Origin of the sequence: Streptomyces sp. NPDC051172 (assembly GCF_040682555.1) — a bacterium.
Taxonomy (GTDB): Bacteria; Actinomycetota; Actinomycetes; order Streptomycetales; family Streptomycetaceae; genus Streptomyces.
The window spans coordinates 1-12,009 of the sequence record NZ_JBFBBE010000043.1 but is presented as its reverse complement, the minus strand read 5'-3'; the positions used below and the strand labels follow the sequence as shown (position 1 = coordinate 12,009).

At 71.3% G+C, this 12,009-nt stretch carries 13 protein-coding genes and 1 pseudogene; 5 read left to right on the top strand and 9 right to left on the bottom strand.

What is annotated here, in order from left to right:
- Positions 1-24 precede the first annotated feature (24 nt).
- A complete protein-coding gene (locus AB0N07_RS25140) occupies positions 25-261 on the top strand; it encodes a hypothetical protein (RefSeq protein ID WP_365838652.1) in 237 nt (78 codons plus the stop codon).
- Between the two features lie 73 nt (positions 262-334).
- Here the strand turns inward: AB0N07_RS25140 and AB0N07_RS25135 are convergent, their stop codons facing one another.
- Both AB0N07_RS25135 and AB0N07_RS25130 read right to left on the bottom strand, forming a co-directional pair.
- Positions 335-916, bottom strand: coding sequence for a Uma2 family endonuclease (locus AB0N07_RS25135; protein WP_365838650.1), 582 nt, complete (start codon positions 914-916; stop codon positions 335-337).
- 92 nt (positions 917-1,008) lie between these two features.
- Positions 1,009-2,607, bottom strand: coding sequence for a methylmalonyl-CoA mutase family protein (locus AB0N07_RS25130; protein WP_365838648.1), 1,599 nt, complete (start codon positions 2,605-2,607; stop codon positions 1,009-1,011).
- A gap of 242 nt (positions 2,608-2,849) precedes the next feature.
- Here AB0N07_RS25130 and AB0N07_RS25125 point away from each other — a divergent pair, with 242 nt between their 5' ends.
- The gene (locus AB0N07_RS25125) at positions 2,850-3,725 is read left to right on the top strand and encodes a L,D-transpeptidase family protein (RefSeq protein WP_365838646.1); all 876 of its coding nucleotides are present in this window, start codon (positions 2,850-2,852) and stop codon (positions 3,723-3,725) included.
- A 210-nt stretch (positions 3,726-3,935) separates the two neighbouring features.
- Here the strand turns inward: AB0N07_RS25125 and AB0N07_RS25120 are convergent, their stop codons facing one another.
- The 5 genes from AB0N07_RS25120 to AB0N07_RS25100 all read right to left on the bottom strand — a co-directional run bounded on the left by AB0N07_RS25120 (position 3,936) and on the right by AB0N07_RS25100 (position 7,533).
- Positions 3,936-5,000 carry a hypothetical protein gene (locus tag AB0N07_RS25120; RefSeq protein ID WP_365838644.1) on the bottom strand — a complete coding sequence of 355 codons (1,065 nt, stop codon included), beginning with the start codon at positions 4,998-5,000 and terminating at the stop codon, positions 3,936-3,938.
- On the bottom strand, positions 5,000-5,662 hold the full coding sequence (locus tag AB0N07_RS25115; RefSeq protein WP_365838642.1) for an RNA polymerase sigma factor: 663 nt from the start codon (positions 5,660-5,662) through the stop codon (positions 5,000-5,002). Before AB0N07_RS25115 ends, AB0N07_RS25120 begins: the two co-directional genes overlap by 1 nt.
- A 383-nt stretch (positions 5,663-6,045) precedes the next feature.
- Positions 6,046-6,801, bottom strand: coding sequence for a hypothetical protein (locus tag AB0N07_RS25110; RefSeq protein WP_365838640.1), 756 nt, complete (start codon positions 6,799-6,801; stop codon positions 6,046-6,048).
- On the bottom strand, positions 6,794-6,919 hold the full coding sequence (locus AB0N07_RS25105) for a hypothetical protein (protein WP_365838638.1): 126 nt from the start codon (positions 6,917-6,919) through the stop codon (positions 6,794-6,796). Before AB0N07_RS25105 ends, AB0N07_RS25110 begins: the two co-directional genes overlap by 8 nt.
- Positions 6,916-7,533, bottom strand: coding sequence for an RNA polymerase sigma factor (locus AB0N07_RS25100; protein WP_365838636.1), 618 nt, complete (start codon positions 7,531-7,533; stop codon positions 6,916-6,918). Before AB0N07_RS25100 ends, AB0N07_RS25105 begins: the two co-directional genes overlap by 4 nt.
- A gap of 355 nt (positions 7,534-7,888) precedes the next feature.
- Here AB0N07_RS25100 and AB0N07_RS25095 point away from each other — a divergent pair, with 355 nt between their 5' ends.
- The gene (locus AB0N07_RS25095) at positions 7,889-8,776 is read left to right on the top strand and encodes a hypothetical protein (RefSeq protein ID WP_365838634.1); all 888 of its coding nucleotides are present in this window, start codon (positions 7,889-7,891) and stop codon (positions 8,774-8,776) included.
- Positions 8,700-9,059: a hypothetical protein gene (locus AB0N07_RS25090; protein WP_365838632.1), complete on the top strand. Its 360-nt coding sequence runs from the start codon at positions 8,700-8,702 to the stop codon at positions 9,057-9,059. The genes AB0N07_RS25095 and AB0N07_RS25090 overlap by 77 nt, the downstream gene beginning before the upstream one ends.
- A gap of 18 nt (positions 9,060-9,077) precedes the next feature.
- Here the strand turns inward: AB0N07_RS25090 and AB0N07_RS25085 are convergent.
- A pseudogene (locus tag AB0N07_RS25085) lies at positions 9,078-10,525 on the bottom strand (MFS transporter).
- Between the two features lie 106 nt (positions 10,526-10,631).
- Positions 10,632-11,024 (bottom strand): hypothetical protein, encoded by a 393-nt coding sequence (locus AB0N07_RS25080; protein ID WP_365838630.1) that lies wholly within the window; start codon positions 11,022-11,024, stop codon positions 10,632-10,634.
- 167 nt (positions 11,025-11,191) lie between these two features.
- On the opposite strand from AB0N07_RS25080, the gene AB0N07_RS25075 reads away from it, so the two are divergent.
- Entirely contained in the window at positions 11,192-11,686 is a 495-nt protein-coding gene (locus tag AB0N07_RS25075; protein ID WP_365838628.1) for a DUF1877 family protein, read from the top strand.
- Positions 11,687-12,009 lie beyond the last annotated feature (323 nt).

Genomic DNA, 12,009 nt, shown 5'->3' with positions numbered 1-12,009 from the left:
GCTCGCGCGGCTCCCCCTAGGTGCATGCGCCCACCGCGCACAGTCACGGTGGTCTTCCTGGCTGCGTCCGTCGCCTGCTGCCTCGGCATGATTCTGGTCGGCAGCGTCCAGCCACAACACTGGACCGCACGGCAGATGCTGGTCCTGTACTCCTTCTCCTGGACCGGCCTCGCCATGGGCGAGTATCCGGCGCGCCACCGCCGGCAGATGTACGTGTCCGTCATCGGCATGGGCTTCCTGGCGTTCCTCCTGGCGAAGTGAGGCGGTCCGGCGGCCGGACCGCGCCGCTCAACCGACGTCGTACCGCCTCGCGCGGTTCGCCCTGCGCCAGAGATCAGTCGTCGCCGTCGAGGAGCGTGTCCACGGAGAGTTCGAGGCTGACGCCGACGGACTCGGGCACGGGCACGCTCTGGCCGCGCTTGTAGCGGACGGGGTCGGGGTACTTGCCGTCGGCCGGGTCGGTGTAGAGGAGGACCTCGTCGTGTTTGCGGTCGGCGACGAGGTAGGCGGGGATGCCTGCCTGGGCGTAGCACTCGACCTTCGGCCCCAGGTCGTCCGACCAGTTCGACGACGTCACTTCGACGACCAGACGGAAGACGTTCGGTGCGTAGTAGTTCTTCGTGACGTGCGCGTCGCGGAAGTCCTCGTCGAGGATGGACAGGTCCGGGATGGCGAAGTCCTCCGGGAGCGTGGGCAGCCAGAGACCGAGGCTCTGGGCCCATTCAGCCCCGCTTCCCCCGATACCCGCGCGTTCGAACGCACGACACACCTTGGTCAACGACAGCGCATGCGAGCCGTCCGGCGGCGGTGTCACAGTGAGCCTCCCCTGGAGAATCTCCACGCGGTGCCCAGGCAGTGCACGGGAGAGCAGGTCGGCGGCCTCGCCCAACGTCAGCTCGTGTTGCAGTACAGCCACGGCATCCTCCTTTTCGGGGATCACTCTCCACGAGAGTAACCGGGAGCGGGGAGAGCTCGCCCACGATCACTCATACGGAGTATTCGCCCAGCTCAGAAGGCATCGCTCGGCACATACGTCCCCCAGACCTCCCGCAACGCGTTGCACACCTCACCCACCGTCGCCCGCGCCCGCAGCGCGTCCTTCATCGGGTACAGGACGTTGTCCTCGCCCTCGGCCGCCTTCTTCAGGGCCGCAAGGGCGGCGTCGACCGCCGGCTGGTCGCGCTCGGCGCGCAGCTTCGCCAGGCGTTCCGCCTGCTGGGCCTCGATGGCAGGGTCGACGCGGAGCGGCTCGTAGGGCTCCTCCTCGTCCAGCTGGAAGCGGTTGACGCCGACCACGACCCGCTCGCCGGAGTCGGTCTCCTGGGCGATGCGGTAGGCGCTGCGCTCGATCTCGGACTTCTGGAAGCCGTGCTCGATCGCGTTGACCGCGCCGCCCAGCTCCTCCACCTTGGCCATCAGTTCGACGGCGGCCGCCTCCACCTCGTCCGTCATCTTCTCGATGACGTACGAGCCCGCGAAGGGGTCGACGGTGGCCGTCACATCGGTCTCGTAGGCCAGCACCTGCTGGGTACGCAGGGCGAGGCGCGCGGATTTGTCCGTGGGCAGCGCGATCGCCTCGTCGAAGGAGTTCGTGTGCAGCGACTGCGTGCCGCCGAGGACCGCGGCCAGGCCCTGGACGGCGACGCGTACCAGGTTCACCTCCGGCTGCTGGGCCGTCAGCTGGACGCCCGCGGTCTGCGTGTGGAAGCGCAGCATCAGCGACTTCGGGTTCTTCGCGCCGAACTCCTCCTTCATCACGCGCGCCCAGATGCGCCTGGCCGCACGGAACTTGGCGACCTCTTCGAGGATCGTCGTACGGGCCACGAAGAAGAAGGAGAGCCGGGGCGCGAAGTCGTCGACGTCCATGCCGGCGGCGACCGCCGTGCGGACGTACTCGATGCCGTCGGCCAGGGTGAAGGCGATCTCCTGCGCGGGGGAGGCGCCCGCCTCGGCCATGTGGTAGCCGGAGATCGAGATCGTGTTCCACTTCGGGATCTCGGCCTTGCAGTACTTGAAGATGTCGGCGATCAGCCGCAGGGAGGGCTTCGGCGGGAAGATGTACGTGCCCCGCGCGATGTACTCCTTCAGCACGTCGTTCTGGATCGTGCCGGTGAGCTGGGAGGCCGGCACGCCCTGCTCCTCGCCGACCAGCTGGTACATGAGCAGCAGCAGGGCCGCGGGCGCGTTGATCGTCATCGACGTCGAGACCTTGTCCAGCGGGATCCCGCCGAACAGCACCCGCATGTCCTCGACCGAGTCGATCGCCACGCCGACCTTGCCGACCTCGCCGTGCGCGATGGGGGCGTCGGAGTCGTGGCCCATCTGGGTCGGCAGGTCGAAGGCGACCGACAGGCCCATCGTGCCGTTGGCGATGAGCTGCTTGTAGCGGGCGTTGGACTCCACCGCCGTGCCGAAACCGGCGTACTGGCGCATGGTCCAGGGGCGGCCCGTGTACATCGACGGGTAGACACCGCGGGTGAAGGGGTACCGGCCGGGCTCGCCCAGCTTCTCGGCCGGCTCCCAGCCCGCCAGGTCCTCAGGCCCGTAGACCGGTTCGATCGGCAGTCCACTCTCAGTGGATCGAGCACTGCCCGACTCGCGCGCCATGGTGTGATGCCTCCCGCTGAGTTACTGGCCAGTACAGACCGACCCTCCTGCGGACTGTAGCGGGGTGCGTGCAGTCGGTGGAGGGGAGCACGCTGGGAGCTTCCTCACAGCGGTTTTGCGGTCTCCGTCACAACCATGCCCCGCCGTTCGCAAGCAGTCATCCGCGGGCAGCATCTCAGGTGACACGCGGGGCTGTCGGTTGCATCGGTGAGACGACGGGGGGCGCTGTGCGTATGACGGGCATGGGGAGATCGACCGCCGCTGCGGCGGCACTCGCGGCCCTGGCCGCCGTGTGCGGCTGCACCGTGCAGGGCACGGACGGCAAGGGGCACTCGCCCGTGCACATCCAGCTGCCGAGCAGCAAGGATCCCTCCGGCACGTCCGGTTCCGGCTCCGGTTCCGGTTCCGGCTCCGGTTCCGGTTCCGGTTCCCGTTCCGGTTCCGGTTCCGGCGACAAGGCAAGCGCCTCGCCCTCGACAGCCGGTCCCGCCGCGCTGTGGTCCCGTGGCGACTCCGGGGACGACGTCCGTGAACTCCAGGCCCGGCTGCGTCAGGTCGCCTGGCTCTACGACGGTCCGACCGGGACGTACGACGACCTGACCGAGGAGGCCGTGAAGGGCTTCCAGGGCAAGCGCGGGCTGCCGAAGACCGGGCAGACGGACACCGTCACCTGGCAGCGGCTGCTGAGCATGACGCACGAGCCGGGGAAGTGGGAGCTGTATCTGATGGGCGGTCAGCCCGCGGGCCCTGCCGATCCACGGTGCCTGACCGGGCGGGTGCTGTGCATCGACAAGACGAGCCGCACCCTGCGCTGGATGATCGACGGGCGGACGGTGTCGACGATGTCGGTCCGCTTCGGCGCGACCGGCACGCCCACCCGCGAGGGCGTCTTCCACGTGTACTGGAAGTCCCGCCACCACTGGTCGACGCTCTACGACTCGTCCATGCCGTACGCGATGTTCTTCAGCGGCGGCCAGGCCGTGCACTACTCGTACGACTTCGCGGCCCGCGGTTACGCCGGCGCCTCGCACGGCTGTGTCAACGTGCGGGACGAGTCGGCGATCGCGGATCTGTACGCGCAGGTGAACGACGGCGACAAGGTTGTCGTGTACCGGTGAGCCCCCGGAGCCGGGGAGAGAAGTGAGTGGGGCGCGGGCGGAACCGGGGGAACGTGTCCCGCCCGCGCCGATGCACGAGCCGTAGGTACGGGGGGAACCCCGGCTCTGTGCGACGGCCGATGACCAGTCGGCTCACTCAGTACTGCGCGGGTGGGGCCGAAAACGTTACTGGCGGCCCGAAAAAAATTTTGCGAACCGCAAAACAGCAGGTCAGAGCGCACTGTAGGTCGGCTTCGGGGACGGCGTCGTCACCAGCTGCCTCGGCAGAAACGGCGGGAGGGAGGGCGGTGTGACGGTGGGGCCGGGGGCTATGTGGTGGCCGTCGCCGTCACCACCCTGATCCCCCTGGTCGCCGCCCTCGCCGTCGTGGTTGCCCTGTCCACCCTTGCCCTTGCCGTCCTTGTCGTCGCCGCCACGGGACGAGCCGTCGGTGCCGGCCAGGATGTTCTTGCAGTACTTCCAGAGGCGGGCCGCGCCGGAACCGCCCGCCGCGCCCTCCAGGGCCCGCTTGCGGTCGCCGGTGAGTTCCTTGCCGTCGCGCACGTCGCGGCAGGCCGCCGGGGCGCCCAGCCACCAGTCGCCGCCTGCCGCCTGCCCGTCGTCGGAGCCGGAGCCGGGCTTGGCCGAGGAGCTGCCGCCGGTCGGGCCGGGCGGGGTCGTCGGGCCGACGGAGGGGGAGTTGGAGCCGTCGGGGGTGGTGTCGCCCAGGGCGCTGTCCGGCGAGGGCGACACCAGCGGACGGTCGGGGCTCGCGCCCACCGAGACGGAGGCGACCGGGCCGGGCTCGTCGTGGCCGAACGGCGTCGGGAGCACCCCGGAGGTCGCCGCGAACGCGACACCGCCGACCATGCCGGCGGCCAGCGCGGCCGTCAGCCCGAAGCGGGCGGGCCTGCCCCAGCGGGAGCGCCTGGGGGCAGCGGCGGAACCGCCGATGCGGACGAGCCCGGCATCGGAGGTCCGGGAGCGGGGACGGTGCGGCCCGGCGGCGGTCCGCTCGGGCAGCGCGCCGGAGCGGGCCGCGCGGAAGGCGGCCAGCGCGGCGGCCTCGCCGGGGAGTTCGGCGTTGCTCAGCGGGGCCTCGGCGATCAGCCCGTCGAGGGTCTTCGCGAGCCGTTCGGCCTGGTCGCGGGAGGCGGCGTCGACACTTTCGAGTGGCTCTCCGCGCAGCAGGAGCTCCGCTGTTTCGCGGTCCAGCCACCGGTCGGGGCTCGGGCCCGTGGCGGAGCCGCCGGCGGACTCCGAATCCCCCGGAAAGGCACAGCGCTCGTCGGCCATCACATGTCCTTCTGCGTCCGCGCAACGCTATGCGTCACACTCGCGGACGTCACCGCGCGGCCGCGCGGTTCCCTCTGGAGCGGCAGCCCGTCCAGGCCGACGCTCGATTCCGGATCCTCGCCGAGCAGTTCCGCGAGCCGCTTCAGACCGCGGTGCGCCGCCGTGCGCACGGCACCCGGGCGCTTGCCGAGCGTCTCGGCGGCGGTCTTGGCGTCGAGGCCCACGACCACGCGCAGCACGACGGCCTCGGCCTGGTCCTGCGGCAGCCGGGAGATCAGCGAGAGGGTGTGGTCGGTGGCCAGGGACTCCATGGCCTCGCCCGCGGTGTCGGACTCGGCGGCCCTGCCGGTCAGTTCCGTTTCGTCGCCGCCGATCGCCGGGCGGCGGCCGCGCATCCGTATGTGGTCCAGCGCACGGTTGCGGGCTATCCGGGCGGCCCAGCCGCGGAAGCGGTCCGCGTCGCCGCTGAACCGGTCCAGATCACGGGCGATCTGCAGCCAGGCCTCGGACGCGACGTCCTCGGCGTCCGGGTCGCCGACGAGCGTGCGGACGTACCCGAGCAGCCGCGGATGCACGGCCCGGTACACAGTCCGGAACGCGGTCTCGTTCCCGTCCTGTGCCGCAAGCACCGCGGCGGTCAGCTCCGCGTCGTCCCCCAGCACCCGATGGTTCCTCGTTCGATGGTCGCGGCGTCGAGGCCGCCGATCGTTGCGATGGTCTGCGATGGTCGTTCGTCTTCCGCGCCCGGCGCGAAAGGCACGTTACGACCTGAAACCGCTGCTCGTCCATGTCCGTACACCATGCAACCACCTTGCGAAGAGGTGCGCTGACCCCGGGGTGTGACAGAAACCGCACTCTCGGCGCTGTAGAGAGTACGGGCCGCCGCGCGGCCCGACCGCGCGACGGCCGGGGCCTCTCCTGTGGGGGGTGGCGGCCCCGGCCGTTGCTTCGGTGCCGGATCCCGACGGCAGACGTCCGGGGTGCGAGGGCCGTGCCGGGGCATGCTCAGTCGGCTGTTCCCGCCGCTCGCACACTCAGCCAGTGGTCAGTTGCCGCTCTTGCCGGTGCTCTTCTGCGGCTTCCCGGACTTGCCGGAGTCATCGGCCTTGCCCTTGTTGCCGGCCTTCGCGGTGTTCCCGGCCTTGGCGGTCCTGTCGTCCTTGCCCGGCTTGGGGGTGGCCGTCGACTGCCCCAGCTGCTCGGCGCAGTAGGCTGTGACGTTCGCCTCGCCGCCCGCGGCCGCGATCAGCCGCTGCCAGGCCGTCGAGTCCAGCGCCTTGCCCTTGCCGTCGACCTTCTTCTCGTACGCCCGGCAGTGCGCCTCGGTGTCCTTCGCCGTCTCCGGGCGGGCCGGCGTGGCGGTGGCACCGGGCGTGCCGGAGGCCGTCGCGGAGGGCACGACCGGCGCGTGCCGCCGCTGCCGGGCCGCCTGCCCGTCGTCGTGCGAGGAGCCGCCCACCGAGCCGATCGCCGCGAACGCGACACCGCCCATGGTGAGTCCGGCCAGGGCCAGCGTCAGGGTGGCCCGCAGGGAGCGGTGGGCCCGACCGTGCTCACGCGGGCGCCAGTCGTCGCGGCGCCGGGTCCGCGCGCGTAGCGCCCCGGTGTCGCAGGCGGCCCGGAACGCGGCGACGGCCCGCTGCTCGGCGTCGGCGTCGAGGGCGCCCGAGCACATCGCGTCGGCGAGCAGGCCCTCCAGTACGGGTCCGGCAGGCCAGTCCTCGGTGCCCGACAGGGTCCCGCGGGGGTGTACGCGCCGACGGCCGCCGGGGGCACTGCCGTCACTCTGCCGTTCACCCATGTCCGTATCCATCCGTGTCCGACGGCCGGCCCTCGCGGCCGCCCCTGCCGTCGATGACGTTCATCGCGTCGTCGATGTTCACTCCGTCGTTGACGTTCGTTTCGCCGTCGACGTTCATTTCGACTCCCCCAGCGTCCGGGGATCCTCATTCGTCACACCTGGGGCACCCAGCCGGGCCGCGAGGCGCTTCAGCCCCCGGTGCGCGGCCGTGCGCACGGCGCCGGGGCGCTTGCCGAGGACGCGGGCGGCCGCGGGGCCGTCGAGGCCGACGACGATGCGCAGCAGCACGGCCTCGGCCTGGTCGCGGGGCAGACTGCGGACCAGTTCCAGGGCGCGCTCGGTGGAGAGGGCCTCCAAGGCCTGGTCGTAGGTGCTGTGGGTACCGGGCAGCTCCAGTACGTCCTGTTCCAGCGCCGCCGACCGGGGCCGTACCTTCTGCCGGCGCAGATGGTCCAGGGCGCGGTGCCGGGCGATGGTCGCGGTCCAGCCGCGGAAGCCCGCCCCGTCGCCCTTGAAGCGCCTGAGGTCCCGGGCGATCTCCAGCCAGGCGTCGGACGCCACGTCCTCGGCGTCGTCGCCGACGATCCCGCGGAGATAGCCGAGCAGTCCGGGCTGCACGATCCGGTACGCGACCGCGAAGGCGGCCTCGTCGCCCTCCTGGGCCCGCGCGACGGCCGCGCCCAGCTCCCCGTCGTACGGCTGCACGGGGCGGGGTTCGCGTCCCTGGCGCAACAACTGTCCTCGTTCGTACGAGTGCGAAGGTGGCTCTGCCGAGCCCGCGCCGCGCGTCACCTCTGTCCGTGCGCGCGCCTTCACGACCCTCTGCGCCAGGCGTCACGGAAGTGTCACAGCCGATCGGATGTCACAGGTGTGCAGCATGTGCCGCCGTGCTGCACACAGCCCCCGCCCGACGCACGAGCACCTCACCGCGGACCGGGCACGGCGGCCGCAGAGTGATGTTCGGCCGGGCCCGAGCGCTGTGTGTAAGTGCCACCTGCTCTGTGACAGGTGTGGCAGTCATGGTCTTTTTTTTCTAGGGGTGGGGTAAGTGAGTCCTCGCGGTACGCGTGCGTACAGACCGCTGAGCATGAAGCGAAGGGCGTGGATCACGCTCGGCGCGGTGGTGCTGGGCGGTGGGGGTGTGGCGACGTACGCGGTCGCCGGCCCGCCCTCCGGCCACGGCCAGGCCAAGCGGCCGGTGAAGGTCTACGCCCTGGCCCTGAAGAGCGCGGCGAGCGGGAGGCAGGAGCTGCCGCGCACGCAGACCAAGCAGTTCTCGATGCTCGGCGTCTCCTGGAAGGACGCCGGCAAGCGGCTGCACGGCACGGCCCAGGTGCGCACCCACAGCATCGAGACCGGCGAATGGACCGCCTGGAAGAACCTTGAGGCCGACGTCGACCCGCTCGAGGACCCGGAGGCGGGCGCCGGCGCGCGCGGTGCCTCCGAGCCGCTGTGGGTCGGCCCTTCCGACGGCGTCCAGGTCCAGGTCGTCCACAAGGACGGCTCCACCAGCTCCGCCCTGCCCAAGGGGCTCGAGGTCAGCCTGGTCGACCCGGGAGTGGCGACCGCCGCCGAGCAGAAGGCCGAGCCGGCCGCGTATGTGGCGGATGTGACGCCCACGGACTCCGCGTCGGCGACCGACTCGGTTTCCCGCGCCGAAGCTCTCCCTGCGCACCGGCACGGTCAACACCGGCGCCGTCCCGGTCACCCTCGGCTGGCAGGCGACCGACAACGCCGCCCTGAAGTCGGTGAGCCTGCTGACCCCGACGACGGCCACCTTCGGCCCGACCACCACCAGTTCCAGCCGCACCGCCGCGTCCGGCACCGCGGGCACCTGGTCGATGACGGCGTACGACTACGCGGGCAACACCCGTACCTCGTCCGCGTCCTTCACGCCGGTGATCCTTCAGGAGACCTCGGCCACCGGGTCCGGCAGCTGGACGGCGCGTTCCTCCACCAGCTACCTGGGCGGTAAGTCGTACTCCAGCGGTTCGAAGGGCGCGAGCCTGACCTGGACCTTCACCGGCCGCTCGGCCTCCTGGGTGGTCAGCCGGGCCTCCACCTCCGGTCAGGCGTACGTCTACGTCGACGGCGTGAAGGTCGGCACCGTCGACCTGAAGTCGTCGACCACCCTGTACCGCCAGGCGATCTGGACGAAGACCTGGTCGGCCGGCGCCAAGCACACGGTGAAGATCGTGGTGGTCGGCACCAGCGGCCGCCCGACGGTCACGACGGACGGCCTGGTCTACCTCAAGTAGCCGCCGTCACAAGGCAGTTCACATCGCCGTGTCCACCGGTTCGGGCGTCCGCTCCTGCGCAGCTTGCGGGGTGGGCGCCCGGTCCGCGTCCACGACCAGGCCCGCGATGGTCGCGGCCGGCAGCAGCGACCCCATCGCCCACCAGGTGGCGACGTTGAAGCCGTGCACGGTCGCCTCCGCCTGCAGCGAGCGCGGGTCGACGCCCGGCCCCGCATGCGCCGTCAGATACCGCGCCGTCACCGTCGCGGCGATGGTGTTCAGCAGCGCCGTACCGATCGAACCACCCACCTGCTGTGCGGTGTTGAAGGTGGCGGAGGCCGCTCCCGAGTCACGCGGCGCGGCGCTGCCGGTGGCCAGCGAGACGGACGTCATCATCGCCGTACCCATGCCGAGCCCGAGCATCAGCATGCCGGGCCGGATGTGGGAGGCGTAGGCCGGTCGGATCCCCACCTGGGCGATGATCGCGAGCGCACCGGCCGCCACCAGCAGTCCCGGCACCATCAGCATCCGGGGCGGCACCCTGCCCAGCCCCCGAGCCGCGATCCGGGTCGAGCCGACGATCATCCCGGCGGTGATGGGCAGATACGCGACACCCGTCTTGACCGGCGAATATCCGAGGACACCCTGCATGTAGTAGGTCAGGAAGAGGAACACGCCGAACATGCCGACGGTCACGAGCAGCGTCGTCAGGAAGGCGCCGACCCGCTGACGGTCCTTCACCACGGACATCGGCAGCAACGGCACCCGCGCCCGCGTCTGCCACAGCCCGAACGCGGCCAGGAGCACGACCCCGCCGACGAGCAGCGTCAGCACCAGCCCGTCGTGCCAACTCCTCGACTCCGCCTCGGAGAAGCCGTAGACGAGGGAGAGCATTCCGGCCGAGCCGAGCAGGGCTCCCGGCACGTCGAGGCGGGCGTCGGGATGGCGTTCGCCGGGTGCGAGCAGGGCCAGCGCGCCGAAGAAGGCGACCAGCGCGATGGGGATGTTGACGTACAGGCACCAGCGCCAGTTCAGGTACTGGGTGAGGAAGCCGTCCGCGAGCAGGCCGACCGCGGCGCCCGCGCCGATGATCGCGCCGAAGATGCCGAAGGCCTTCCCGCGGTCCTTCGGGTCGGTGAACGTCGTCGCGAGCAGCGACAGCGCGGACGGCGCGAGCAGCGCGGCGAACACGCCCTGCAGGGCGCGCGCCCCGAACAGCATCCCGGAGTTGACGGCGGCTCCGCCCAGCGCGGAGGCGGCGGCGAAGCCGAGCAGTCCGACCACGAAGGTGTTCCTGCGGCCGACCAGGTCGGCGACCCCCCACTGCCCTAGAGGCGTGGGGGGACCCCCAGCCGGTTCCCGTCCGACATGTGCAGCGCGGACTGGGCGGAGGGCAGGGCGATGTCCACGATGGTCATGTCGAGGACGACCATCAACTGGGCGAGCGCAATGACCACCAGCGCGCACCAACGGCGGTTCTCGGCCATGGATGCCTCCCGAGTCGTACCGTCCCGAGGTCGCCTCCATGCTCCCTCCGGGCGCCACCTTTTGGGAACGCAGGCGTCTCTTAGTACGGCGATTTTGCCGCCGCCGTCACCTTCGGACGCCGTCGGTCGCATCCCGGCACAGCAGCCGCAGCGAACCGTCCCCGTGCCAGCAGCGCCGGGCCTCGTCGAACGGGTCCCACATCCGGCCGTCGGGAGTGCGGATCCAGTGGTCGCCGCCGGTCGCCCACCACTCGGCGCCGACCTGACGGACGATCACTTCACCGGCGTACGCCCCGAAACCGCGCAACACGCTCTCCACCGCGGCGTACGGGGTCCCTTCCTGCCGTATCCCCTCGATCATCCGGTCGACGCGCCACAGGCTCTGCGCCGAGTAGTCGAGGCGCAGCCGGGCACCCTCGCGCATGGCCGCGACCGCGTCCGCCGCCCACCGCACGGGCTTCGTCGCCGCGCTCGGCCTGGTCTCGTGGAAGGTAGTCACATAGACAGGAGCGGGGTCGGCGGGCCATCCGTCACGCGATTTCCGGGGAGTTCCCGATACCGGCGCAGTACCGCCCCACCGCCGCCGCAGGACGGTCACAGGACTCCCCCAGGTGCGGGTTTTGCCCGGGAGTGACGCTTCGCCCCTTCCGTGCGCTCCTCACACTGATGAGCCTGTACTTCCATCTCCGCGCGGTGCCGCCCTCGGCCCTGCGCAACAGCGCGACCTGGCTGCAACGGCTGTTCGAGGACGACTGGGACACCGTGCGCCGACGGATCGACCGCCACCGGGAGGAGATGCTGGACCACCACTACGTCGACCACGACACCCTCTACGCGGGCGCACCCCCGCACCGCGCCGGGGAGGGCCCCGGCGCCCACGTGGTCCTCGGCGGCCGCCCCGTCCCCCACCACGCCCCCGAAGCCCCACCGTTCCTCCTGCTGACCGCGGCTCAGGCGGCCCGGGTGGCGGCCTTCCTCACCTCGACCGACATCGAGACCCTGTGGCACCAGGCCCGCGACCAACTCCTCCCGCGCTACGGCGGCCCCACCACCGAACCAGAAACCCACACCCTCATCACCTCGACCCACCGCGACCTGACGGCCTTCTACCAGCAGACGGCCGAGTACGGCGACGCGGTGGTCAAGTGCCTGCTGCGCTGATTTTCCTGCCGTGGGCCACGGGTTGCCTCCCAGGAGCGCGGGAGACGGCTTCCCTTCGAGGGGCACGGGAAGACGGCTTCCCCGGACGCGCCGGAAGCACCTCTCCCGAGGCGCACGGGAAGCGGGCCTCTCCGGTGGCGCCAGGAGCGGCTTTCCCCAGGGCGCCGGAAGGCGGCTTGTCCGGTGGCACCGGGAGCGGCTTTCCCCGGGCGCCGGAAGGCGGCTTGTCCCAAGGCCGGGAAGTTAAGGATCTTCTGGTCGGTGTCGAGCGTGTCGGGTCAGCAGGCGAGGGCGTAGGTGGCGGGGCCGGTCTTGTGGATCAG